We start from the raw sequence: 22,348 nt of genomic DNA, 5'->3' as shown, positions 1-22,348 counted from the left end.
CTAGAATATGGCAAATTTAAAAGATATAAAACGAAATATCAAGAGCGTTCAAAACACGCAAAAGACTACCCGTGCAATGAAGCTTGTATCAACAGCAAAGCTTCGCAAAGCCGAAGAGGCAGCAAGAAAGTCTCGTATGTACGCTCAAAAGATAGATGAAGTTCTTTCTGAAATTGCTTATAAGATCAACCAATATGGCTCCGTAGCAAATGAGAGCAAATTCTTTGAGAAAAAAGATAAAATTGAAAAGGTAGATATTATATTTGTAACCGCAGATAAAGGGCTTTGTGGAGGATTTAATGTATCAACTATTAAAAGCGTTAGAAAGTTAATAGATGAGTTTAAATCAAAAAAGATAAAAGTTAGATTGCGTGCAGTTGGTAAAAAGGGTATTGAGTTTTTCAATTTCCAAGGCATAGATATGTTAGAAACCTATATAGGCGTAAGCTCATCACCAAATTACGAAAAAGCTCAAGGTATTATCCAAGATGCTATTAAAGACTTTAACGCTGGAACAACAGATAAAGTTATAGTAGTTCACAACGGCTATAAAAATATGATCTCGCAAGAGATAAAGATAAATCATCTAGTACCTATAGAACCGCCTGTTTTAGAGCAAACTGAGACAAATTCTTTGATGGAGTTTGAACCAGAAGATAACAATGCTCAAATTTTAGATGAGTTGCTTAAAAAATATCTTGAGTACAGCATGTATTACTCTCTTATTGACAGCTTGGCGGCTGAACATAGTGCCAGAATGCAAGCGATGGATAATGCAACAAACAATGCAAAAGAGCGTGTAAAACAACTAAATCTTGCTTATAACAAGGCAAGACAACAATCTATAACCACTGAGCTTATTGAGATTATCAGTGGCGTTGAATCGATGAAATAAGAAAAAAGGAGTATAAATGAAAGGTATTATCAGCCAAGTTATGGGACCTGTCGTTGATGTTGATTTTAACGACTATCTTCCAAAAATTAACGAAGCTATTGAAGTATTTTTTGAAGTTGAGGGCAAGAAAAATAAGCTAGTCCTTGAGGTTGCCGCTCACCTAGGCGACAACCGCGTTAGAACGATAGCTATGGATATGAGCGAGGGTCTTACTCGTGGTCTTACAGCAACAGCACTTGGGGCACCTATTAGCGTTCCAGTTGGCGAAAAAGTTTTAGGTAGAATTTTTAATGTTGTAGGTGATTTGATTGATGAAGGAGAAAATATAAGCTTTGATAAACGCTGGTCAATCCACCGCGATCCTCCTCCATTTGAAGAGCAAAGCACAAAGTCTGAAATTTTTGAAACAGGTATCAAAGTAGTTGATCTTCTTGCGCCTTATGCAAAGGGTGGTAAGGTTGGACTATTTGGCGGTGCTGGTGTTGGTAAAACGGTTATTATTATGGAGCTTATCCACAATGTTGCATTTAAGCACAGTGGCTACTCAGTATTTGCTGGTGTTGGTGAAAGAACTCGTGAAGGAAACGACCTTTATCACGAGATGAAAGAGTCTAATGTCTTGGATAAAGTTGCCCTATGCTACGGTCAGATGAACGAGCCACCAGGGGCAAGAAACCGTATCGCTCTAACAGGTCTTACAATGGCTGAATATTTCCGTGATGAGATGGGACTTGATGTTTTGATGTTTATTGATAATATCTTCCGTTTCTCTCAGTCAGGTTCAGAGATGTCGGCTCTACTTGGTCGTATCCCATCAGCGGTTGGTTATCAGCCAACATTAGCAAGCGAAATGGGAAAATTCCAAGAGCGTATCACATCAACTAAAAAAGGCTCTATCACATCAGTTCAAGCTGTTTATGTTCCAGCTGATGACCTTACAGACCCGGCTCCTGCAACTGTTTTTGCACACCTTGATGCAACTACGGTTCTTAACCGTGCTATTGCTGAAAAAGGTATCTATCCTGCGGTTGATCCACTTGATTCAACTTCAAGAATGCTAGATCCACAAATTTTAGGTGCAGATCACTATAAAGTAGCTCGCGGCGTTCAAGCTGTTCTTCAAAAATATAAAGACCTTCAAGATATCATCGCGATTCTTGGTATGGACGAGCTTAGCGAAGAGGATAAGGTCACTGTTGATAGAGCTAGAAAGATCGAAAGATTCTTATCTCAACCATTCTTCGTTGCAGAGGTTTTCACAGGTAGCCCTGGTAAATATGTAACACTTGAAGAGAGTATTGCTGGCTTTAAAGGAATTTTAGAGGGCAAATACGATCACCTTCCAGAAGCAGCGTTTTATATGGTTGGTGGCATAGATGAGGCGATTGCAAAAGCAGAGAAACTAAAAGGCTAAAAATTTAAAGGAAGCGTAATGGATAAATTACATTTGGAAATAGTAACTCCACATGGTCAGATATTTTCTGATGAAGTGGCTAGCGTAGTGCTTCCTGGTAGTGATGGTGAGTTTGGTGTTTTACCAAACCACGCATCACTCATCTCTCTTTTGAGCTCTGGTATTATCGACATTGAAGGCAAAGATAAGAGTCGAGATGTAGTAGCTATAAACTGGGGATATGCAAAAATAGACGAAGGCAAAGTAGTTGTTTTAGCAGATGGTGCTGTCTATGTTGCTGGAAATAACGAGAGCGACTTAGCAAATAAACTAAACGAAGCACGCGAACTTATTGAGAGTATTAGCAGTGATGCAAATGCATTTGCAAGCACTATAGCAAAAATGGAAAATATAGTGAGAGCCAAATAAGTGGGTGGTATCGATCTTTTCTTAAACTACCTATCAAGAAGTAGTTTTATAACAATAATTGTTTTAGTATGGCTATCTATATATTTTATCATTAGCTTTACGATACTTTTTTCACGCATGGCAGGTCTTAGTAAGTGGCAAAAGCGTGAGCAGTCAGCATTAGAGTCTCTTTTAATGGGTTCAAAAATTTTACCTACTGATGCCTCTTTAAGAAAATGTGCCGCAGGAGAAGTAACCCGTGCAAAGTTAAATGTATGCTTAAGTTTGGCTGAAAAAAATGCTACGAGCGGTCTTGCTTGGCTTAGCATTATAGCTTCTACTTCGCCTTTTATCGGACTATTTGGCACAGTTATATCCATACTAGAAACATTTTCAGGTCTTGGAAATGGTAGCAACGCATCACTTGGGATCATCGCACCAGCCATCTCAGAAGCACTTGTTGCAACGGGAGCTGGAATTTTCGTAGCAATACCAGCATATACATTTAACTTGCTTATAAAAAGGCGTTCTTATGAACTAATGGGAACACTAGAAAGACAAGCAGATGTTTTAATAAGCATGAAAGAATAGTCTAGTGTCTATGAAATTTCAAGATGATAGCCCAGAGCTAAACATTACCCCTCTTGTTGATATTATGCTGGTTTTGCTAGCTATTTTGATGGTTACCATGCCAACCATAACATATCAAGAGGATATAGCTTTACCAGAAGGCTCAAAAACAAAAACATCAGCAGTCGAAAAAAAAGATCTTGTTGTTTTTGTAAATGAAAAGCGTCAAGTTCGTATAGAACAAAGTCTTATGAGCCTTGAAGAGTTCCCTGACAACATTGTTTTGATGGGTTCAAAATACGATAAATCTACGCCGATTTACATTAAAGCTGATAAAAATTTAAAATACGATGATGTTATGTTTGTTTTAAAAAGCTTAAAAAATGTAGGTTTTACAAAAGTTGCACTTCAAACAAACGGATAAAATGCTACAAAAGACAAAATTCCCAACGATAAGCTCGTTTTTTGTAGCTTTATCTATATATTTAATTATTATCCTTATACTTTTTTTTCAACTAACAGCCTTTGTTGAGACAGCAAAACGCTATACTGATGACAAAGATGCTTATATAGATGTATTAGTTCCTGAGCCCCTAAAAGAGGAGCAAGAGTTAAAAGCTCCGGAGCAAAAACAAGAGATCAAAAAACAAGAACAAAAAAAAGAGGAAAAGACAAAAGAAGAGCTTAATGAAAAAACTACAAATAAGCCAGTTATCCCAGAAGAACCTCTTCCTACTCCAACCCTTCCAGTAAAGCAGCCTGAGCCAAAACAACAAGAACCAAAAGAAGAGCCAAAACCAGAACCAATACCAGTACCAACCATAACAGAGACTGCAAAAGAGATAAAAAAAGAGGAAATTTACGAAACAAAGCCAAATTTAAAAAATTTATTTAGCGATATCGACACAAGCAAATTAAAAACAGAAGAAAAACCAAAAGAACAAAAGGTTCAGTCAAGACAAAAAAGCGAAAAGCCAGCCTCAAAACCGAGTAGCGATGCAAGCGACATAGTAAAAAGCCTAAAGCTTGATAAAACCGCATCAGCCCCAAAAGAGCAAAAAACTGGAACATATGATCCACTTCGTGGGGCTATATCAAAGCAGATTGAAAGACGGTGGCGAGCATATAAGGCAAACTCAAATAACTTTGCCGAAGTTACAGTAACGATAGACGGATATGGAAATTTTAACTACAACATCACAAAACTCCCATACGATGAAGCATTTAATAAAAAAGTAAAAGAGTGCCTTGAAATTTTAAAGAGTGAGAAATTTCCATTTTCACCAAATGGCACGACAATTACTTTAAATTTAAAATTAGAAGATAAACTAGACACACAATAAATCCACGGAGGATATTAATGAAAAAGATCATTTTGATTTTTACCTTTGCCCTTAGCCTTTTTGGCGCAGATGCAACTATATCGGTTATAAATCAAGGCATTGCGCTGCCAAAAATAGTGCTTCAAGATGCAACTACGGCCATCACCGACCCTACTTTTAAAGAGAAATTTTTTAAGATTATGATGGGCGATTTAAAGGTCAGTTCTGATTTTGAGGTTGTTGATGAGTACATCACATCAACTTATGATGGCGACTCATATACAAATGTAATGAGCGATAAAAATACAGAGCTTATCTTAAGATACGCACTTGAAGGCTCACAAAATTCACAGTTAAATCTCAAGGTAAAGCTGATTGATGCTAGAAAGGCTAGCACAAGATATGAAAAAATCTACACAATGAACGGCGATAAATATCCATTTTTGGCACATAAAAGTATTGTTGAGCTAACAAATGAGCTAAATTTACCGCCAGTAGGTTGGATGGAAAAATATATCATCTTTGCAAAATACACCTCAGCTCGTGAAAGCATTATCTCTGTTGCTGACTACACACTAACATATCAAAAGCCTATAATCAAAGGCGGGCTAAATATATTTCCAAAATGGGGTGGTGCTGACCAAAAAACATTTTACTACACATCTTACATCAATAACAAGCCAACACTTTTTAGATACAGCCTAGAGACTGGAGCAAAAAGTAAGATTATAGATAGCAACGGAATGCTAATCGCATCTGATGTTAGTAAAAACGGACAAAAAGTACTTTTGACTATGGCGCCAAAAGACCAACCAGATATATATATTTATGACACTATATCAAAAAATTTAACCCAAGTAACCAACTATCCAGGTATTGATGTTAATGGAAATTTCGTAGATAACGATACTCGCGTGGTTTTTGTGTCAGACAGACTTGGCTATCCAAATATCTTTGCAACAGGCATAAACAACTCAGCAAGCGTTGAACAAATGGTATATCACGGTAGAAATAATAACTCCGTTAGTACTTTTGAAAACTACGTAGTGTATTCAAGTCGTGAGGGAAGCGGTGACGCTACAAATACATTTAATATTTATCTTATCTCAACTCAGACAAATTTTATCCGTCAACTAACCGCAAGCGGGAAAAATAACTATCCAAGATTTTCTAGCGATGGTCAAAGTGTTGTTTACATAAAAGAACATGCTGGACAAAGTAATTTAGGTGTTATAAGACTAAATGAGAATAAAAGTTTTCAATTTCCATTAAAAATTGGTAAAATTCAGTCCATAGACTGGTAAAAAAAATAAAATTTTATGGTATAATTGCACGAAATTTTTAAAAAAGGATTCGTATGACAAAAGTTGTATTATCAAGTATTGCTCTTGCAGCATTAGTTTTTAGTGGTTGTAGCTCAAAAGCTCCAGAAGTAGATATGAGTGCAAGTAATGACTCAACAATGAAATCTGGCGACATGATGAGTGATTCAGACAGATTAAACGCTCTTATTAATAGCCTCAACTCGCAAGTTAAAAGTGTATATTTTGCATTTGATAAATTTAATATTCAACCAAGCGAGCAAGGTGTTATCAGCTCAAATGCTTCACTATTTAACCAAGCTGACGCACAAGCTCTTTCTATCAAAATTGAAGGTAACTGCGATGAGTGGGGAACAGATGAGTATAACTACGCACTTGGTCTTAAGCGTGCTAAGAGTACAAAAGACGCTCTTGTAAGAAATGGCGTTTCAGCTGACAGAATCGCTGTTGTAAGTTTTGGCGAAAGCAACCCGGTTTGTTCAGATAAGACTAAGGCTTGCGACGCTCAAAATAGACGCGCTGACTTTAAAGTTCTTCCATAATTTATATGAAAAAAACTCTAAAATTTGTGGCTGTTTTTATGGCAGCCACTATACCACTTTTTGCTGAAGTATCTGCTTTTGGAGCTGGAAATTTAAATGCTGAAAACCCTTATGGACTTACAGAAAACGAAAAAGAGCTCTTAAAAAACAAAAGAAGCGTTGCGACTATACAAGACAATCTCGGCTCAGTTTCAGAGCAAATTCAGGGGTTGCAAAGTATTATAGAGGGTATGAATGCCCGTATGGCTAGACTAGAGCAAAGAATGAACGAGATAGAGCTTAGAGTAAATGGAGATGATATGAATGCTTCCGCGTCCAATCTATCCCTTCAATCTCTAAAAAAAGAGATCGATCAAACTCGTGCTATCCAAGAAAGCAACTATCAAAAAATCACAAAGACTCTGAACCAGCTTGGCACTCTGATAGATAAAAAGTCAAGTGCACCAGCCACATCAAAACCACAGGCTGATAACTCAAACACAAACAGCAATGGCGTAAATTTATCAAAAAAAGACAACAAAACCATTATGAATGATGCTGTTAATCTTTTTAATTCCAATAAAAATGATGAAGCAAGAGAGCATTTTGAACATCTTGTTAGTAAAAAATACCAACCTGCAACATCAAATTTCTACCTTGGAGAGATTGCGTATAAGCAAAAATCCTACTCTCAAGCCATCAAATACTATCAAAAAAGTATCGAACAAAGCGATAGTGGCTCACATGTGCCAAGACTCTTGTATCATACAGCAATTAGTTTTGATAAAGTAGGCGATACGGCAAGTGCAAATAAATTCTACAAAGCCTTAAAAGTAGGCTACCCTGAAAGCAAAGAGGCACAAGCCTCACCAAATCGAAACTAAAAATTTATCTTTTTTCGCTATAATCTTACATTATTTTAAACCATTTAAGGAGATAATGTGAGTAAAGAGATAGTCATATCTATGTTTTATGAATTGCGAGATGCAAATAACGGAGAAATTTTAGAGTCAAATATGCAAGGCGGAGGTCAAATTTCATTTTTGACTGGACGCGGACATGTTATAGAAAAACTAGAAGAAGAGGTTTTAGCTTTAAAAGAAGGCGATCGCAAAGAAATTCACATACCAGCAGCTCAGGCGTGTGGCGAGTATGATAGTTCAGCCGTTCAAAGCCTGCCAAAAGAGCAGTTTGCGGGTATTGAGCTTAGAGAAGGCATGGAGCTGTTTGGTCAAAACGAAGACGGCTCAAGCGTGCGTGTAATTGTAAAAGCTATTGGCACAGATGAGGTTATGGTAGATTTTAACCACCCATACGCTGGCAAAGATCTATTATTTAATGTAGAAATTTTAGAGATGAGGGAGCCGACAGAGGATGAAAAAGCTACTGGCATGGTTGGTGGCGCACACTCTTGTGGTTGTGGCAGCCACGGACACGATCATGGCGGTGGCGGATGTTGTGGAGGTCATGGACATGGCGGTGGCGGATGTTGTGGCGGACATCATCACGATGATGACGATGACGATCACCACCACGGACACGGCGGCTGCGGCTGCGGCGGACACCACTAAGATATGCGCATGAAAACCGCTTTTATATTTCCAGGTCAAGGCTCTCAAAGCCTTGGCATGGGTAGAGAATTTTATGAAAATTTTACCTCCGCACGCAACCTATTTGAACAAGCGTCAGACGAGCTAAAAATAGATTTTAAACACCTGCTTTTTGAGGAAAATGACAAGCTAAACATCAGTGAATTTACCCAGCCAGCAATCGTTTTAAACTCACTTATGAGCTTTTTGGCTTTAAAAGAGCGCGTAGAGATGGCTCCTGCTTTTTCGCTCGGACACTCACTTGGCGAGTTTAGCGCACTAGCTACAAGCGGAGCATTTGAGTTTTTAGATGCTTTAAATATAGTCAATCTCAGGGGCAAATTTATGCAACAAGACTGCGACGGTAAGGGTGCTGGCATGATGGTTGTGCTAAATTTAGCAGACGATAAAATCGAGCAAATTTGTGCCAACGCAAGAGACGAGGGTCTTTTTGCATATGTTGCAAATTTTAACTGCAACGGACAGGTGGTCGTAGCTGGACTAAGCGCTGATCTTGCCAAGCTTGAGAGCAAATTTAAAGAGGCTGGCGCAAAGCGTGCAATGTTGCTTAATATGTCAGTAGCGAGCCACTGCCCTATTTTACAAAATGCAAGCCAAAAACTGGTCGAGAAACTTAGCGAAATTTTAAAGCCGACCTTTGCCCCAGTCATCTCAAATGTAAGCGCAACTGCCTACACTGATAAAACTCAAGCACTTGCACTTTTACAAAGGCAGCTTACCGAGCCAGTTCTTTACAAACAAAGCATTGAGCGTAACAAGGCTGAGATCTATATCGAATTTGGCTCAAGCGTGCTAAAAGGCATAAACAAAAAGATCACAGACTCCCCAACGCTTAGCATCACTGATATGACAAGCCTTGAAGAAGCTGTAAAATTTATAAAGGATAACACATGATAGCTATACTTGGAGCGATGCAAGAGGAGATTACACCGATACTTCAGATGATCGGCGAATATGAAACAACTGAATTTGCAAATAATAAATTCTACACAGCCAAGATAGGCAACAACTATGTAGTCGTCGCTTACTCAAAGATCGGCAAGGTAAATTCAGCCCTAACCACAAGCATTTTGGTGCAAAAATTTGGAGCAAAAAAGCTACTTTTTACTGGAGTTGCTGGTTCGCTAAATGAAAATTTACATATTGGCGATATACTCTATGCAACAAGTCTAGTTCAGCATGATCTTGATATTACGGCGTTTGGGCATCCGCATGGCTTTGTTCCTGGGATTGAAATTTTTAGCAGAACAGATCAGAGCCTAAACGAGCTGGCCCAAAAAGTGGCTCAAAAACAAGGTATAAAACTCATCGGTGGAGTTATCGCAACTGGAGATCAATTTGTCTGCGATAAGAACAAAAAAGAGTGGATCAAAAATACATTTAATGCCGATGCCGTTGAGATGGAAGGCGGTAGTGTCGCACAAGTTTGCACGCAGCTAAATGTGCCGTTTTTTATGCTTAGAGCTATCAGCGACGAGGCTGGTGGCGGAGCAGATGTCGATTTTGACGAGTTTTTAAACAGCTCAGCAAACATAAGCGCAAAATTTGTCATAGAGATGGTAAAGGCTTTATGATAGAGCTTAGCAAAAAGCTTCTTCGTATCGTTGGGCAGACAAATGCAAAATATAAAATGTTTGAAGAAAATGACAAAATCTTACTAGCTCTTAGTGGCGGCAAAGACAGCATGAGTCTAGCACACACAATGAAGCACTTTTGCTCGGTAAGTCCATTAAATTGGAGCTTTAAAGCCGTTACTATAGGCTATGGTATAGGTGAAAATTTTACGCCCATTAAAGAGCATTTCAAAGAGCATGAGATAGATTATGAAGTTATTGAAACAAAAATTTTTGAATTTGGGCAAGAAAAAATCCGCACAAATACGACATTTTGCAGCTTTTGCTCGAGAATGCGTCGTGGCTATCTCTACACTTATGCACTTGAAAATGGCTTTAACAAGATCGCCATCGCACACCATTTAGACGATGCTGCCGAGAGTTTTTTTATGAATTTCACTTACAATGGCGCACTTAGAACACTAGCCCCTAGATACACGGCTAAAAATGGGCTTGTTGTAATAAGACCGCTAATTCTTGCAAGAGAACGGCAGATAAGGGACTTTGCGACAAAAAATGAGCTTCCGATCATGAACGAAGAAGAGGCATGTCCTGCCAAACAATACGGCGGCAAAGAGCCATTTGCCAGAGCCGATACGAAGGCAATGCTTGCAGAGTTTGAGCAGAAAAATCCAAAATTTTTTGTAAGTCTTAAGTCTGCGTTTGGCAACATACATGCAGATACATTTTTTGCAAATTCCACACTGACACATGAGAACTAACCTAGTAAGCTTTTATTATATATTTCCTAAACAAAAAGAAAAAAATGATTTTTAAAAAAATATTAGTAAACCTACTAAAAAACAGACAAAAAAATGCAAATATAAGTGAAATAAAACAAAAAATCAAAAACACAAAGTCTATTTTGCTTAGACCATTAGGAAGTGGAGCAATTGGCGACGCAGTAGTTCATACTGCACATCTTTTACAAATTCGTAAAATTTATCCGCAAGCAAAGCTTGGAGTTATAGTATCAAATACAAATAAGCTTATTTTTAAGCGGAGCAACCTTTGTGATGAATTAATAGAAGAAAGCATTTTTTCTTACATAAAAAATAGCAACAAGTGGGATATAATGCTTGATTTTGGTGGAAATTTCACATCTTATTCAATTATGCAAACACATCTTTTAAATCCAAAAATTGTCATAATATTTAATAAGCTTAATAAAAAATTTTATAATCTTAAAAACATAAACGATTATGACATAAATGCGAACATACCACTAGGAACACCACTTAGTCATTATCTTAATCACAGCATTTTGGGAGAAATTTTTAACCTTCCAAGTCCCCAAAGTACTCTTTTGATAGATAAAAAATTAATTACAAAAGTTACAAATTTTTGGCAAAAAGATAGCATAAAAATCCTACTCTGTCCTCAAGGTTCAAAAAGAGAGATACCAGCCAGCGAAATAAGCAACTTGCTAAATCAAACATGCAATACAAAAAATGAATGGAAGGTATCACAAAATGTTTGCTTTTTACTTAGTAATACTACTGGCTCTGAAGTATATTTTTCAAAAATTTTAACCCACAATAAGAATCTAAAACTAGCACCAAAAGTAAATTTAGATGAGTTTTTATCTCTTGTTGATAGTGCAGATATTGTAATTGCAGTAGATGGTGCAGCCTTGCATATAGCTTGCGCACTCAAAAAACCACTGCTTAGTTTTTTCGCAGACAACTATCCAAATAAAGGTACATGGAAGCCACTTATTGCAAAAAATATACCTTCCCTTTGCATATTAACAAGCGACAAAAAAGAAAATTCTAACGATACTAGCAACTTTGATATGCAAAATGCCGCAAGATGGTTAAGTGCTGAAATTTTAAAATTTACAAATTATGCTCAAGATTATAATGATGACAAGTGAGCCTATATTGTGCTCACTGGTTTAAATTTTAACCTTCTCCCATGGCTCTATTGCGCCTTGTTTTACTTCAAAAAGACTCATCGCCTTTGGCTGTTTTATGCTTTGATTTTGTTTAAATTTTGCCTGATCCCGCATTTTTAGCTTTGTTTGTAAAAACTCAAACTCATATAAAATTTGCCCGCTTGTAACCGCGATCTTACCGACATTTGCAAGACTTTTTAGATAGCTTTCATCGCCAACTTTTGATAGCTCAAATTTATATCCACGCACACTTGCTTCTTTATAAATTTCAAACAAATAGGCATCAATGGCTAAATTTGGCGTTTTGTGAGCGTAAAAGCGATCAAGCTGCGGATGGTTTTTATAACCCTTCGTTAATCCCAAGATCACATGCTTTGCAAGCAAGCTCTCACACCACAACGCCACTAAGCCCTTGGCATCTAAATACGAAAAATCCAGAGACCATAGACGCATCAAGCCCTACCAACCGATAAAAAATCAAATCTCTTAATCATATCCAAAAGCACATCAGCTTTAAAAAATCGTATCATTTAGCAAGTCATCATATCCCTCTTTTAGCTCATTGGCAATACTTAAAATAGACTCCAAAAGCTCTTTTGCCTGCGTAAATTCACTCTTCATAATTAAATACTCAGCCATTATCACGCACCTGTATGCTACTTAACTCATCATCACCGCCAATAGCAACCTCTCTACACCCTTTTCTTCCATACCTCTTGAAAACTGCAAAATAGCCTTATTTAAATATAGCTTTGCATTCATTTGATAGCTCTTTTGCCCTTCATATCTTCAATCTCTTCCGCTAAAAATTTCCCCGTATAACTGCCAGTTTTTTTATGATTTTTAGCCACATCTTTAACAGAGCCTTGCGCGATCACAAGCCCGCCACCAGCACCTCCCTCTGGTCCCATATCAACGATATAGTCGCAGTTTTTAATCACATCAAGATTATGCTCGATCACAAAAACCGAGTTTCCAAGCTCAACTAGATGATGAAGCACACGAGTTAGCCTATCAACATCGGCAAAATGAAGTCCAGTTGTCGGCTCATCAAGCACATAAAGTGTATTTCCAGTATCACTCCTGCTAAGCTCTTTGGCTAGTTTTACACGCTGAGCCTCGCCGCCGCTTAGCGTGGTGGCGTTTTGACCCAGTGTTACATAGCCAAGCCCCACATCTTGCAATGTTGTAAGCTTTTGATTTATCTTTGGCACAGCTTTAAAAAACTCCACCGCCTCGTCAATACTCATATTTAGCACATCGGCGATACTTTTGCCCTTGTATAAAATTTCAAGCGTCTGCTCGTTATATCTCGTGCCATGACATGCATCGCAAACGACCATCACATCGGGCAAAAAGTGCATCTCGATCTTTATCTCGCCCTCGCCTTGGCACTTTTCGCAGCGACCGCCTTTGACATTAAAGCTAAAACGCCCTATTTTATAGCCCCTTAGCTTAGCCTCCTTGGTCTGGGCAAATAAATTTCTAATCTCATCCATCACGCCAGTATATGTGGCTGGGTTACTTCGTGGAGTGCGTCCAATAGGGCTTTGATCAAGATAGATGACTTTATCTAAATTTTCAAGTCCAGCCAGTCTCACCCCTGCTACTTTTTTGACCTTTCTGGCTCTATTTAGCTGCTCTTGCGCCTCTGGCAGTAGCGTTTGAAGCACAAGTGAGCTTTTGCCAGAGCCACTTACACCAGTTATGCCGACTAGGTTTTTAAGCGGAAATTTCACGCTTAAATTTTTTATATTATTAATATTTACATTTGAGATTTCTAGCCACTTTTCTTGTGGGCGATTTTGCTGATAGTTTATCGTTTTTGTGCCGTTTAGATACTCGGCTGTCTGTGTTTTGCTTCTTAGCAAGTCCGCCACGCATCCAGCAAATACTATCTCTCCGCCAAATTTCCCAGCCCCAGGTCCTATATCTACGACAAAATCCGCCTGCTCTATCGTCTTTTTATCGTGTTCGACTACGATTACAGAGTTGCCTTTTTGCTGTAAATTTCTAAGCGTTTTTATAAGTTTTAGCGTATCTCTTTCATGAAGTCCGATACTTGGCTCATCTAGCACATACATGACCCCACTTAGCCCAGAGCCTATCTGACTTGCGATGCGAATCCTTTGTGCTTCACCGCCACTAATCGTCCTAGCGTCGCGCCCTAGCGAGAGATAGCCAAGCCCAACATCGTAAAGAAAGTAAAGTCGCTCATTTATCTCTTTTAAAATAGGCGCAGCAATCACGCTGTCTTGCTCGTTTAAATAGGCGAAATTTTTAGCTTCACTAAAAAATTTCGTTACATTTTCGATACTCATATCTAAAATCTCTCCAAGCCCAAGCCCAGCGACTTTAACCGCCAAAGACTGCGGTTTTAAGCGATGCCCACCGCAGTCCGTGCAGCGTTTTTCCGTCATATACTCATCAAAATCCTTATAATCTTTAAGCAGTCCGTGCGAAATTTTTATCACGCCCTCAAATACACGCTCAAGCTTGTGCCTTTTCCAAAAAAACGCAACTGGCTTTACATTTCCATACATCACAAGGCGTCTTTCATCGTCATCTAGCTCATAAAACGGCTTTTTGATATCAATGCCATTTTGCTCACAAAACGCAAGGATAAATTTATAATAATAGCTCATATTATAACCATAAAGTAGCTTTACTGCGCCATTTTCTATGCTTTTGTCCTCATCGATAACCTTACTCGTATCAAGGCTGTAACGAATCCCAAGCCCATCACAGCTCTCACACGCGCCCTTTGGGCTGTTAAAGCTAAATGAAAGCGGCTCAAGCGGCGTGAATGAAATTTTGCAGTCAAAACACGCCAAATGCTCGCTGTAATGGATAAATTTCTCCGCCAAGCCTAGCTCATCGGCGTTTGAGATTTCAACCTCTACTTCACCATAGCTCTCGCCTAGTGCCTTTTCGACATCTTGGGCTAGTCTTACCCTATTTTCAGCATTTAAAACAAGGCGATCGATTACTACTTTTATCGTATGCTTTTTGGTTTTTGATAGCTCTACCTCTTCATCCAGTCGCACCATCACGCCATCTATTTGGGCGCGGACATAGCCTTTTTGGCGTAAATTTTCTATCAGATCCGCCCAAGTGCCCTTTTTCTCACGAACTAGTGGAGCATAAAGGACGATTTTAGCATCATTTGGCAGCTTTGAAATTTCATTTATTATGTCTTGTGCGGACATTTTTGAGATAGGCTTACCGCATTTGTGGCAGTGCTGAGTGCCTACACGAGCGTATAAAAGCCTTAGATAGTCATAAATTTCAGTGATCGTGCCAACCGTTGAGCGTGGGTTTTTAGAAGTTGTTTTTTGATCTATGGCGATGGCTGGAGTAAGCCCTTCGATCTTATCGACATCTGGCTTTGCTACGCGGTCTAAAAACTGCCTTGCGTAGCTAGAAAGGCTCTCCATATAGCGCCTTTGTCCTTCGGCGTAAAGCGTATCAAATGCAAGCGTACTTTTGCCACTTCCGCTAAGTCCTGTAAAGACTACAAGCTTGTTTTTTGGGATTTGTAGGTTGATATTTTTTAGGTTATGCTCGCGTGCGCTGGTGATTTTTATGGTGTCGTTCATTTTGGCTTCTTTTTTAAAATTTTAACCAAATATCATAGCCAAAAAGCGGTAAAAATTTTATTAATTAAATAAATTGATTTATATCATTTTCAGGCTTATTTTGATATTCTAGCAATCTAAAATTATTTAAGGAGAAAAAATGTCAGTAAAAATAACAGATATTTGCATCAGCTGTGGCTCATGTATCGATGAATGCCCAGTTTCAGCGATCGTCGATGATAGCGATAACCCAACTGGCGCGGATGCATACTATGTCTATGCCGACAAATGCGTTGAGTGTGTCGGTCATAACGACGAGCCAGCCTGTGCATCAGCCTGTCCAACCGATGGCTGTATCGTTTGGGATGCTCCATATGCAGGTCAGCCATCTCGTGCGGAAATAGGTGCAGAGCTAAGAACTGGCTCAACTGCCGTTATAGGCTAAGCCCTAAATTTGGGCTAGCTTTAGCCCAAATTTTGTTTTTTTTATTTTTTTTGATATAATTGCCAACTTTTAAAAAGATTGAGCAATTAAGGAAATTCTATGCAACAAACACTTTCTATTATTAAGCCAGACGCTGTTAAAAAGGGCGTTATCGGTAAAATCATCGATAGATTTGAGAGCAACGGACTTAGAGTTGCTGCGATGAAAAAAGTCAAGCTAAGCAAATGCGACGCAAAGGCATTCTACGCAGTTCATAGCGAAAGACCATTTTTTAACGATTTGGTTGATTTTATGGTTAGCGGACCAGTTGTTGTTATGGTTCTTGAAGGCGAAAATGCAGTCGCTAAAAACCGCGATCTAATGGGCGCTACAAATCCAAAAGAAGCTGCTGCTGGCACGATCAGGGCGGACTTTGCTGATAGCATCGATGCAAACGCTGTTCATGGTAGCGATAGCCTAGAAAATGCAAAAAACGAGATCGCATTTTTCTTTGCAACAAGAGAAATTTGCTAATTTAAGGTCAAAATTTGAAGCTGTCTTTTCATAAGATTACAAAACAACCAAGCGATTTTGAGCTTGAGAAAGATGGCTTAAAATTTAGTGGTTTTTTGGTCTATCAAAACCCAAAAATCGTAAAATGCAAAGGCAAAATTTCAGGCTCTACACCACATATTTGCGATCGATGTGGAGCGGAAATTTCACTTTTGATAAATCAAGATGTCGATTTGTTGTTAAGTAATGGCATTTACAAAGATGCCGAGAATGAATTTAGCGATGTGATTGAATTTTTTGATAATGAAATAGAATTAGATGAAGTTTTTGTAAGCGAAGTTGAAGCTTATAAGAGCGATTATTTTTATTGCAAAAATTGTAAAAATTTATAAAAGGAGATCAAAATGGCAGTACCAAAGCGAAGAGTAAGCCACACTCGTGCAGCAAAGCGCAGAACACACTATAAAGTAACACTTCCGGTTCCTGTTAAAGACAAAGACGGATCGTGGAAAATGCCACACCGAATTAACAAAACAACTGGCGAATATTAAGATGGTTCGCATTGCTATTGATGCTATGGGAGGGGACTTTGGTCCCGAGCCTATCGTAACTGGCGTTGTAGAGGCGTTAAAAGAGAGAAAATTTTCAGCGCTACTTGTCGGCGATAGCAATGCAATCAAGCCACTTATACCAACAAATTTACTCAAAAATATAGAATTTATCGAAGCTAGCGAAGTTGTTTCGATGGGTGATGGCGCAACCGACGCACTAAAGCGCAAAGAGAGCACGATATATAAGTCCGTTGAGCTTGTTAAAACTGGTATAGCCGATGCAGTCGTATCTGCTGGTCATAGTGGAGCAACTATGAGTCTTGCAACATTAAGACTAGGCAGACTTAAGGGCATATCTCGTCCAGCTATCGCAACACTTATGCCAAACTCAAATGGTACTAGCACGCTTGTGCTAGATGTTGGAGCAAATGTTGATTGCAAAGCAGAGCATCTATTTCAGTTTGCGATCATGGGTGAAGCATATGCGAAAGAGATTTTAAATCGCAAGTCCCCAAAAATTGGGCTTTTATCAAATGGCGAAGAAAAAAGCAAAGGAAATGAAGTAAGCAAAGAGGCTTATGAGATACTTTTAAATTTAAAAAGCTTTGTTGGCAACGCCGAGGGTGGGCAGGTTTTTGATGGAAGCGTAGATGTGGTCGTTTGTGATGGTTTTATAGGAAATATACTTTTAAAAACCAGCGAAGGCGTAGCAGAAGCTATCACAAAGATCATAAAAAAAGAGGTTAAGCGCTCCCCTGTTGCAATAGCTGGGTCAGTACTTATGAAAAAAGTATTTTCAACCCTCAAAAAGCAAATAAGCTACGATGAGTATGGTGGTGCACCACTCCTAGGCGTAAATGGCTGCGTTATAATCAGCCACGGCAAAAGTAACTCAAAAGCCATCAAAAATGCTATATTTCAGGCTATAAATTTCGCCGACTCAAACATAAATAGTGTAATAGAACAAGAAGTTACGAACTTTACAAAGTAAAAGCATGCCAAAAGCCTCACTCATTTCTATCGCATCTTATGTTCCTAGCGGTGTTTTAACAAATTTTGACCTTGAGAAAATGGTAGAAACCAGCGACGAATGGATCATAAAGCGTACAGGCATCAAGGAGCGTCATATCGCAACAGACGAGATCACAAGCGATCTTGGCACAAGGGCTGGCAAACTAGCTATCGCACGCTCTGGGCTTGATAAATCACAGATAGATGCGGTCATATGCGCTACAATAAGCCCCGATCATCTATGTATGCCCTCTACTGCGTGTAAAATCGCTTCAAATTTGGGGCTAAATTTTGGCATAACAGCCTTTGACATAAGTGCTGCTTGTACTGGTTTTATCTATCTTCTTGAGCTTGCAAAGTCACTCGTTGAGAGTAGCGCAAAGAAAAATGTCCTAATCATCGGCGCAGAAAAACTTAGCAGCATAGTAAATTACGAAGATCGTAGCACTTGCATACTTTTTGGCGATGGTGCAGGTGCAGCGGTTATCAGTGCAAGCGATAATAATGAAATTTTAGATGTTCATACCGCAAGCGACGGCTCACAAGGCGAGCTTTTAATCACTCCTGGGTGTGGCAGCGCCCACCCAGCAAATGAAAAAATGCTACATGATAAGCTAAATTTTATCCACATGGCTGGCAACGAAGTGTTTAAGATCGCTGTTCAAACACTCACAAAAAGCGTGATAGACATCTTAGAACACAACAATCTAACAAGCCGCGATATAGACTTTTTCATCCCGCATCAAGCAAATATCCGTATCATTGAAGCAGTCAAGCAACGCCTTGACTTTACCGACGAGCAATGCGTGCTAACAGTTGCGAAATATGGCAACACAAGCTCAGCGTCCATACCAATGGCGCTAAATGATGCCTATGAAGATGGGCGTATAAAAACTGGCTCTGTTTTACTACTTGACGCATTTGGTGGTGGCTTTACTTGGGGATCTGCTATACTAAAATTTGGCGGAAAAAATTTTAGCGAACTTTAAAAAATTAAATTCTTTACCATAAGAAGCAAATTCTAACCCTTACTTTTTTCATAAAGTGGCATAACCTTTTTAGCAACCTCTTGTAAATCAGCTATCCTGCTTTCATTTGATGGATGCGTACTCATAAACTCAGGCACACTCGAGCCACTAACTTGCTTCATCTTAACCCAAACATTTATAGCCTCTCTTGGATCATACCCAGCTCTTGCCATGAGCTCAGTTCCTATGCGGTCAGCTTGCGTTTCATGCTCTCTAGAAAATGGTAGGCTTATGCCGTACTGCGCAAGTTGATTAAGTAGTGAAGCACCCTCATTACCTATACCAGTAGCAGCTGCTATCGCAAAAATACCAATACCCTTTACCTGGTCGGCGCTAGCTTGCTCACGGCCATGCTCCCTTAATGCATGTGCTATCTCGTGTCCGATAATAGCAGCCAGTTCGCCATCAGTAAGCTTTAAGCGCTCAATTATCCCGCTATAAACTACGATACGACCGCCTGGCATACACCAAGCATTTAGGGTATTTTCATTTATGACATTAACTTGCCAGCCCCATTTTAACGCATCTTCTCTAAATACACCAACCTGTTTTATGAGTTTTGCCGATATTGCTTGAACCCGCTTTGTCATCTCTTTATTAACATTTAGTGTACCCTTACTTTTTGCCCCCATAACAGTTTTGGCATAAGATAACCTTGCGCTTTCATTCATACTTTCAGATGAAACCAAAAGCAACTGACGATTATCAACGCCGACAAGCCCACCACTTGTCGTACTCATAAAACAACCTACAAAAAAGAGTACCGAGACAGCAAAGAGTAAAATTTTTTTCATCTTTTTTTCCTAAGAAATTTATATATTTTTTGTATAAGTCTATCATATTAATTTTAAATTTAAATCTATAATGTATCATCTTTTTAAATTTTAAAGGATAAACATGAAAAATTTCAACAAAATCATAACTAGTGTTTTACTGCTTAGTGCATCTTGTTTTGCAGCAAATTTAGTCGAGGTTTATAAGTCTCCAAGCTGTGGTTGTTGCAGTAAGTGGGAAGAAAAGATGCGTGAAGCTGGCTTTGAGACAAAGACTATCATGAGTGATGAGCAGATAAAAGTCAAAGCAAATTTTAGCGTTCCGCTTGAGCTAACAAGCTGCCATACTGGAGTGGTTGAAGGATATGTTGTTGAAGGTCATGTCCCACCAGCAGAAGTTAAACGCCTACTTGAGCTAAAGCCAACTGGCGTCGTTGGCATTAGTGTGCCTGGTATGCCTCTTGAAAGCCCTGGGATGGAACAAGGTGGCACACCAGAGCAGTATGATGTTGTTTTGTTTAAAAAAGATGGCTCATATGAAATTTTTGCAACCTATATCGGTAGTGAAAAGATAAAGTAATCCTATGGAAAAAACAGTCATCTTGCTCCTTTGCTTGTTAAATTTTTCCTTCGCAAGGATAATAGCACTTGAGCCAAGTGGAGTTGAGATACTCTACTCTCTTGATGCGCAAGATGAGATAATAGCTATAGCACCACTTAGCAACTCACAAATTTGGCCACATGAAAAGACATCAAAGCTCAAAACAGTGGGTAGCTATATCTCACCTGATATAGATAAAATTTTAGAGCTTAAACCTGAGTTAGTGCTAACAAATATTTTTCACGAAAATGGGCTTTCAGACACTCTAAACTCTCTTGGTATAAAAACACTTTTGCTAAATGCCAATAGTGTAGATGAAATTTATGAAAACATCAATACCCTTGCCACCATAACGCAAAGAAAAGAGTGTGCAGAAGTTTTGATAGACGAACTTGAGCAAAGTTTTAAGAAATTTAACAACAAGCCATTTGCAGGTAAAAAAGTAGCGATAGTTTTTACAATAAGTCCTATATCGCTACTAAACGAAAATACGCTAGCAGGTGATATTTTAAAACGGCTTGGTTTTAAAAATGTAGCAAATTTTTCAACCCAATCAAACATAAGCATAAGCGATGAACAAATGCTAAAGCTAAATCCCGACTTTATCGTCATAGTCGATGGCATGGATGTTTTAGCAGAGGATTTTACGCAAAATCAAAATTTTAAAGAGCTAAATGCTGTAAAAAATAGCAAGGTGATTGCCATAAACTCGCCTCTTCTTTTACGCGCAACACCTCGCATAAAAGTCGCAATAGATGAAATTTACAACGCTTTAAAGTAACAAAATGTTTAATGGACTAATAAGAGAACTAGCAACTGTACTAAGTTATACAAACAACACGCTAAGGCTAAAGGCTAGACATAGACCCAATTTAGGCGATAGTGTTGCAGTAAATGGCGCTTGTCTTAGCGTCACAGAGATCTTTACAGATGGTTTTAGCGTAGAGCTCTCAGCGGAAACTCGCAATAATATCGCGATAGAAAACCTAAAAGGTAAGGTGCATATAGAGCCGGCGATGTGCCTTGGTGATCGCATAGATGGGCATTTGGTGCAAGGTCATATCGATGCTATTGGCAAGATAAAACAGATAAACAGACATGAAAATGGAGTTGATGTTTTAATAGAACTACCAGATGAAGTGATGGCACTTATGGCAAATAAAGGTAGCGTGTGTATCGATGGTGTAAGTCTTACCATAAATGAGGTTTTTAAAAATACCATTCGGCTAACTATCATACCGATAACTTTTAAAGAGAGTCTTTTTAACGAGTTTAAAGTCGGAAGGCGAGTAAATGTTGAAAGTGATCTTTTGGCTAGATATGTCGCACACCAGCTTGGTTTTTCTAAAAAAAGTATGAGCTGGGATGAGGCACAGCATATTGCAAGTTTGTATTAGCGATGTTTGAGTTTAAGCTTAATGATAAATTTGTAACAGCTGGCTTTAGCAATCGCTTTAATGGAGTAAGCAAGCCGCCTTATCAAAGTCTAAATTTAGGCGATCATGTAGGCGATAATAGTGCAAATGTAGCACACAATCGCAAAATTTTAGCAAATTTTATCGGAGCAAAAAAGATAAAATTTATGAATCAAACACACTCTGACATAGTAAAAATTCTACAACACGAAGATGATGAGCCAAAAGAGTGTGACGGTGTCATTACAAGCTTAAAAGGTCTTGCACTTTGCGTCATGGTCGCAGACTGCTCGCCAGTGCTAATATATGACGCCTCCCACCAAGTCATAGCTGCTTTACACGCTGGTAGAGCTGGCGTAATGGCTAAAATTTGCACCAAAGCCATAACTATGATGCAAAGCGTATTTGACTCGCACTCAAAAGATCTCATCGTTTTTGTTGGACCAAATATCAAAGGTAGCTGCTATGAGGTAGGCAAGCTAGACCTAGGAGACTTTGAGCGCTTTAAAATTGGTGAAAATTTTGATATGAATGCGGCTTTAAAAGATGAGTTTAGTAAGCTTGATATAAAAAACTTATACTTTGACTCTACTTGCACACACTGCGATAACCGCTACTTTTCATACCGCAAAGATGGCACGACTGGACGCTTTGCTGGTGTTATCATGCTAAAATAAAGGCAAAAAATGGGCTATGAAAATTTTAAACATCAAGACTTACGAGCGTTAAAAATAGTAGAAAATGCTAAGAAATTTGGCGTTGAAACACTGCAAAACGAAGCATTAGTAAACCAATTTTTAAAAGTACCAAAGCTACATCTAAGCGATGGTGAGCGTGCAAATATTGAAGAAATTTTTATGAATTTAATGCAAATTGAACAAGATGTGCAGCTAAGCAAATAGA

29 protein-coding genes are annotated in these 22,348 nt (G+C 38.7%); 25 read left to right on the top strand and 4 right to left on the bottom strand.

Annotated features, from left to right (window positions below; translation table 11 throughout):
• The first annotated feature begins 7 nt into the window (after nucleotides 1-7).
• The 14 genes from atpG to U5B17_RS00765 are packed head-to-tail and all read left to right on the top strand — an operon-like array spanning nucleotide 8 to nucleotide 11,530.
• Entirely contained in the window at nucleotides 8-895 is an 888-nt protein-coding gene (gene atpG / locus U5B17_RS00830; RefSeq protein WP_430803475.1) for an ATP synthase F1 subunit gamma, read from the top strand.
• A gap of 16 nt (nucleotides 896-911) precedes the next feature.
• Complete coding sequence (atpD, locus tag U5B17_RS00825) at nucleotides 912-2,309, top strand: F0F1 ATP synthase subunit beta (RefSeq protein WP_430803474.1); 1,398 nt, start codon at nucleotides 912-914, stop codon at nucleotides 2,307-2,309.
• Between the two features lie 18 nt (nucleotides 2,310-2,327).
• Nucleotides 2,328-2,717: an ATP synthase F1 subunit epsilon gene (gene atpC, locus U5B17_RS00820; RefSeq protein ID WP_430803473.1), complete on the top strand. Its 390-nt coding sequence runs from the start codon at nucleotides 2,328-2,330 to the stop codon at nucleotides 2,715-2,717.
• Complete coding sequence (locus U5B17_RS00815) at nucleotides 2,718-3,287, top strand: MotA/TolQ/ExbB proton channel family protein (RefSeq protein ID WP_430803472.1); 570 nt, start codon at nucleotides 2,718-2,720, stop codon at nucleotides 3,285-3,287.
• A gap of 10 nt (nucleotides 3,288-3,297) precedes the next feature.
• On the top strand, nucleotides 3,298-3,690 hold the full coding sequence (locus tag U5B17_RS00810; protein ID WP_230055999.1) for a biopolymer transporter ExbD: 393 nt from the start codon (nucleotides 3,298-3,300) through the stop codon (nucleotides 3,688-3,690).
• 1 nt (nucleotide 3,691) lies between these two features.
• Nucleotides 3,692-4,609, top strand: a complete 918-nt coding sequence (locus U5B17_RS00805; protein ID WP_430803471.1) for a TonB C-terminal domain-containing protein — start codon at nucleotides 3,692-3,694, stop codon at nucleotides 4,607-4,609.
• A 17-nt stretch (nucleotides 4,610-4,626) separates the two neighbouring features.
• The gene (tolB, locus tag U5B17_RS00800; RefSeq protein WP_430803470.1) at nucleotides 4,627-5,892 is read left to right on the top strand and encodes a Tol-Pal system protein TolB; all 1,266 of its coding nucleotides are present in this window, start codon (nucleotides 4,627-4,629) and stop codon (nucleotides 5,890-5,892) included.
• A gap of 53 nt (nucleotides 5,893-5,945) precedes the next feature.
• Nucleotides 5,946-6,452, top strand: a complete 507-nt coding sequence (locus U5B17_RS00795) for an OmpA family protein (RefSeq protein WP_430803469.1) — start codon at nucleotides 5,946-5,948, stop codon at nucleotides 6,450-6,452.
• A 5-nt stretch (nucleotides 6,453-6,457) separates the two neighbouring features.
• Complete coding sequence (locus U5B17_RS00790; protein WP_430803468.1) at nucleotides 6,458-7,315, top strand: tetratricopeptide repeat protein; 858 nt, start codon at nucleotides 6,458-6,460, stop codon at nucleotides 7,313-7,315.
• Between the two features lie 57 nt (nucleotides 7,316-7,372).
• Nucleotides 7,373-8,002 carry an FKBP-type peptidyl-prolyl cis-trans isomerase gene (locus tag U5B17_RS00785; RefSeq protein ID WP_430803467.1) on the top strand — a complete coding sequence of 210 codons (630 nt, stop codon included), beginning with the start codon at nucleotides 7,373-7,375 and terminating at the stop codon, nucleotides 8,000-8,002.
• A 9-nt stretch (nucleotides 8,003-8,011) separates the two neighbouring features.
• On the top strand, nucleotides 8,012-8,935 hold the full coding sequence (gene fabD, locus U5B17_RS00780; protein WP_430803466.1) for an ACP S-malonyltransferase: 924 nt from the start codon (nucleotides 8,012-8,014) through the stop codon (nucleotides 8,933-8,935).
• Complete coding sequence (locus U5B17_RS00775; protein WP_430803465.1) at nucleotides 8,932-9,615, top strand: 5'-methylthioadenosine/adenosylhomocysteine nucleosidase; 684 nt, start codon at nucleotides 8,932-8,934, stop codon at nucleotides 9,613-9,615. Before fabD ends, U5B17_RS00775 begins: the two co-directional genes overlap by 4 nt.
• Nucleotides 9,612-10,376: a tRNA 2-thiocytidine biosynthesis TtcA family protein gene (locus U5B17_RS00770; protein WP_430803464.1), complete on the top strand. Its 765-nt coding sequence runs from the start codon at nucleotides 9,612-9,614 to the stop codon at nucleotides 10,374-10,376. The genes U5B17_RS00775 and U5B17_RS00770 overlap by 4 nt, the downstream gene beginning before the upstream one ends.
• 44 nt (nucleotides 10,377-10,420) lie before the next feature.
• Complete coding sequence (locus U5B17_RS00765; RefSeq protein WP_430803463.1) at nucleotides 10,421-11,530, top strand: glycosyltransferase family 9 protein; 1,110 nt, start codon at nucleotides 10,421-10,423, stop codon at nucleotides 11,528-11,530.
• A 21-nt stretch (nucleotides 11,531-11,551) separates the two neighbouring features.
• Here the strand turns inward: U5B17_RS00765 and U5B17_RS00760 are convergent, their stop codons facing one another.
• From U5B17_RS00760 to uvrA, 3 genes are all read right to left on the bottom strand, one after another.
• Nucleotides 11,552-12,004: a pyrimidine dimer DNA glycosylase/endonuclease V gene (locus U5B17_RS00760; protein WP_430803462.1), complete on the bottom strand. Its 453-nt coding sequence runs from the start codon at nucleotides 12,002-12,004 to the stop codon at nucleotides 11,552-11,554.
• A gap of 60 nt (nucleotides 12,005-12,064) precedes the next feature.
• Nucleotides 12,065-12,190, bottom strand: coding sequence for a hypothetical protein (locus U5B17_RS00755; RefSeq protein WP_430803461.1), 126 nt, complete (start codon nucleotides 12,188-12,190; stop codon nucleotides 12,065-12,067).
• Nucleotides 12,191-12,309: 119 nt separating this feature from the next.
• Complete coding sequence (gene uvrA / locus U5B17_RS00750) at nucleotides 12,310-15,150, bottom strand: excinuclease ABC subunit UvrA (RefSeq protein ID WP_430803460.1); 2,841 nt, start codon at nucleotides 15,148-15,150, stop codon at nucleotides 12,310-12,312.
• A gap of 139 nt (nucleotides 15,151-15,289) precedes the next feature.
• Between uvrA and U5B17_RS00745 the strand changes: the two genes are divergently transcribed.
• The 6 genes from U5B17_RS00745 (at nucleotide 15,290) to U5B17_RS00720 (ending at nucleotide 18,617) form a co-directional block, all read left to right on the top strand.
• A complete protein-coding gene (locus U5B17_RS00745) occupies nucleotides 15,290-15,574 on the top strand; it encodes a 4Fe-4S binding protein (RefSeq protein WP_430803459.1) in 285 nt (94 codons plus the stop codon).
• Nucleotides 15,575-15,673: 99 nt separating this feature from the next.
• A complete protein-coding gene (ndk, locus tag U5B17_RS00740) occupies nucleotides 15,674-16,087 on the top strand; it encodes a nucleoside-diphosphate kinase (protein ID WP_430803458.1) in 414 nt (137 codons plus the stop codon).
• Nucleotides 16,088-16,101: 14 nt separating this feature from the next.
• Nucleotides 16,102-16,458: a DUF177 domain-containing protein gene (locus U5B17_RS00735; RefSeq protein ID WP_430803457.1), complete on the top strand. Its 357-nt coding sequence runs from the start codon at nucleotides 16,102-16,104 to the stop codon at nucleotides 16,456-16,458.
• 12 nt (nucleotides 16,459-16,470) lie between these two features.
• On the top strand, nucleotides 16,471-16,617 hold the full coding sequence (gene rpmF, locus U5B17_RS00730; RefSeq protein WP_212140143.1) for a 50S ribosomal protein L32: 147 nt from the start codon (nucleotides 16,471-16,473) through the stop codon (nucleotides 16,615-16,617).
• Nucleotide 16,618: 1 nt separating this feature from the next.
• Complete coding sequence (plsX, locus tag U5B17_RS00725) at nucleotides 16,619-17,608, top strand: phosphate acyltransferase PlsX (RefSeq protein WP_430803456.1); 990 nt, start codon at nucleotides 16,619-16,621, stop codon at nucleotides 17,606-17,608.
• Nucleotides 17,609-17,612: 4 nt separating this feature from the next.
• The gene (locus U5B17_RS00720) at nucleotides 17,613-18,617 is read left to right on the top strand and encodes a beta-ketoacyl-ACP synthase III (RefSeq protein ID WP_430803455.1); all 1,005 of its coding nucleotides are present in this window, start codon (nucleotides 17,613-17,615) and stop codon (nucleotides 18,615-18,617) included.
• Nucleotides 18,618-18,649: 32 nt separating this feature from the next.
• Here the strand turns inward: U5B17_RS00720 and U5B17_RS00715 are convergent, their stop codons facing one another.
• Nucleotides 18,650-19,450, bottom strand: coding sequence for a M48 family metallopeptidase (locus U5B17_RS00715; protein ID WP_430803454.1), 801 nt, complete (start codon nucleotides 19,448-19,450; stop codon nucleotides 18,650-18,652).
• A gap of 103 nt (nucleotides 19,451-19,553) precedes the next feature.
• On the opposite strand from U5B17_RS00715, the gene U5B17_RS00710 reads away from it, so the two are divergent.
• From U5B17_RS00710 to U5B17_RS00690, 5 genes are read left to right on the top strand one after another with little or no spacing between them, the layout of a single operon-like run.
• Nucleotides 19,554-20,009 carry a DUF411 domain-containing protein gene (locus U5B17_RS00710; RefSeq protein ID WP_430803453.1) on the top strand — a complete coding sequence of 152 codons (456 nt, stop codon included), beginning with the start codon at nucleotides 19,554-19,556 and terminating at the stop codon, nucleotides 20,007-20,009.
• A 4-nt stretch (nucleotides 20,010-20,013) separates the two neighbouring features.
• Nucleotides 20,014-20,811 (top strand): ABC transporter substrate-binding protein, encoded by a 798-nt coding sequence (locus tag U5B17_RS00705; protein WP_430803452.1) that lies wholly within the window; start codon nucleotides 20,014-20,016, stop codon nucleotides 20,809-20,811.
• Nucleotides 20,812-20,815: 4 nt separating this feature from the next.
• Entirely contained in the window at nucleotides 20,816-21,427 is a 612-nt protein-coding gene (locus tag U5B17_RS00700; protein ID WP_430803451.1) for a riboflavin synthase, read from the top strand.
• Between the two features lie 2 nt (nucleotides 21,428-21,429).
• Nucleotides 21,430-22,122 (top strand): peptidoglycan editing factor PgeF, encoded by a 693-nt coding sequence (gene pgeF / locus U5B17_RS00695; RefSeq protein WP_430803450.1) that lies wholly within the window; start codon nucleotides 21,430-21,432, stop codon nucleotides 22,120-22,122.
• A gap of 9 nt (nucleotides 22,123-22,131) precedes the next feature.
• Nucleotides 22,132-22,347, top strand: a complete 216-nt coding sequence (locus tag U5B17_RS00690) for an acetyltransferase (RefSeq protein ID WP_430803449.1) — start codon at nucleotides 22,132-22,134, stop codon at nucleotides 22,345-22,347.
• Nucleotide 22,348: the final 1 nt, after the last annotated feature.

Origin of the sequence: Campylobacter australis (assembly GCF_050586305.1) — a bacterium.
Taxonomy (GTDB): domain Bacteria; phylum Campylobacterota; class Campylobacteria; order Campylobacterales; family Campylobacteraceae; genus Campylobacter_A.
Note: the sequence above shows the minus strand (reverse complement) of the source record. Positions and strands in the feature narration are given on the sequence as shown.

Coding starts and splice junctions, on each gene's coding strand:
- atpG (WP_430803475.1), top strand. CDS start 8: ATGGCAAATTTAAAAGATATAAAACGAAATATCAAGAGCGTTCAAAAC.
- atpD (WP_430803474.1), top strand. CDS start 912: ATGAAAGGTATTATCAGCCAAGTTATGGGACCTGTCGTTGATGTTGAT.
- atpC (WP_430803473.1), top strand. CDS start 2,328: ATGGATAAATTACATTTGGAAATAGTAACTCCACATGGTCAGATATTT.
- U5B17_RS00810 (WP_230055999.1), top strand. CDS start 3,298: ATGAAATTTCAAGATGATAGCCCAGAGCTAAACATTACCCCTCTTGTT.
- U5B17_RS00805 (WP_430803471.1), top strand. CDS start 3,692: ATGCTACAAAAGACAAAATTCCCAACGATAAGCTCGTTTTTTGTAGCT.
- tolB (WP_430803470.1), top strand. CDS start 4,627: ATGAAAAAGATCATTTTGATTTTTACCTTTGCCCTTAGCCTTTTTGGC.
- U5B17_RS00795 (WP_430803469.1), top strand. CDS start 5,946: ATGACAAAAGTTGTATTATCAAGTATTGCTCTTGCAGCATTAGTTTTT.
- U5B17_RS00790 (WP_430803468.1), top strand. CDS start 6,458: ATGAAAAAAACTCTAAAATTTGTGGCTGTTTTTATGGCAGCCACTATA.
- fabD (WP_430803466.1), top strand. CDS start 8,012: ATGAAAACCGCTTTTATATTTCCAGGTCAAGGCTCTCAAAGCCTTGGC.
- U5B17_RS00775 (WP_430803465.1), top strand. CDS start 8,932: ATGATAGCTATACTTGGAGCGATGCAAGAGGAGATTACACCGATACTT.
- U5B17_RS00770 (WP_430803464.1), top strand. CDS start 9,612: ATGATAGAGCTTAGCAAAAAGCTTCTTCGTATCGTTGGGCAGACAAAT.
- U5B17_RS00765 (WP_430803463.1), top strand. CDS start 10,421: ATGATTTTTAAAAAAATATTAGTAAACCTACTAAAAAACAGACAAAAA.
- U5B17_RS00760 (WP_430803462.1), bottom strand. CDS start 12,004: ATGCGTCTATGGTCTCTGGATTTTTCGTATTTAGATGCCAAGGGCTTA.
- U5B17_RS00755 (WP_430803461.1), bottom strand. CDS start 12,190: ATGGCTGAGTATTTAATTATGAAGAGTGAATTTACGCAGGCAAAAGAG.
- uvrA (WP_430803460.1), bottom strand. CDS start 15,150: ATGAACGACACCATAAAAATCACCAGCGCACGCGAGCATAACCTAAAA.
- U5B17_RS00745 (WP_430803459.1), top strand. CDS start 15,290: ATGTCAGTAAAAATAACAGATATTTGCATCAGCTGTGGCTCATGTATC.
- ndk (WP_430803458.1), top strand. CDS start 15,674: ATGCAACAAACACTTTCTATTATTAAGCCAGACGCTGTTAAAAAGGGC.
- rpmF (WP_212140143.1), top strand. CDS start 16,471: ATGGCAGTACCAAAGCGAAGAGTAAGCCACACTCGTGCAGCAAAGCGC.
- plsX (WP_430803456.1), top strand. CDS start 16,619: ATGGTTCGCATTGCTATTGATGCTATGGGAGGGGACTTTGGTCCCGAG.
- U5B17_RS00720 (WP_430803455.1), top strand. CDS start 17,613: ATGCCAAAAGCCTCACTCATTTCTATCGCATCTTATGTTCCTAGCGGT.
- U5B17_RS00715 (WP_430803454.1), bottom strand. CDS start 19,450: ATGAAAAAAATTTTACTCTTTGCTGTCTCGGTACTCTTTTTTGTAGGT.
- U5B17_RS00710 (WP_430803453.1), top strand. CDS start 19,554: ATGAAAAATTTCAACAAAATCATAACTAGTGTTTTACTGCTTAGTGCA.
- U5B17_RS00705 (WP_430803452.1), top strand. CDS start 20,014: ATGGAAAAAACAGTCATCTTGCTCCTTTGCTTGTTAAATTTTTCCTTC.
- U5B17_RS00700 (WP_430803451.1), top strand. CDS start 20,816: ATGTTTAATGGACTAATAAGAGAACTAGCAACTGTACTAAGTTATACA.
- pgeF (WP_430803450.1), top strand. CDS start 21,430: ATGTTTGAGTTTAAGCTTAATGATAAATTTGTAACAGCTGGCTTTAGC.
- U5B17_RS00690 (WP_430803449.1), top strand. CDS start 22,132: ATGGGCTATGAAAATTTTAAACATCAAGACTTACGAGCGTTAAAAATA.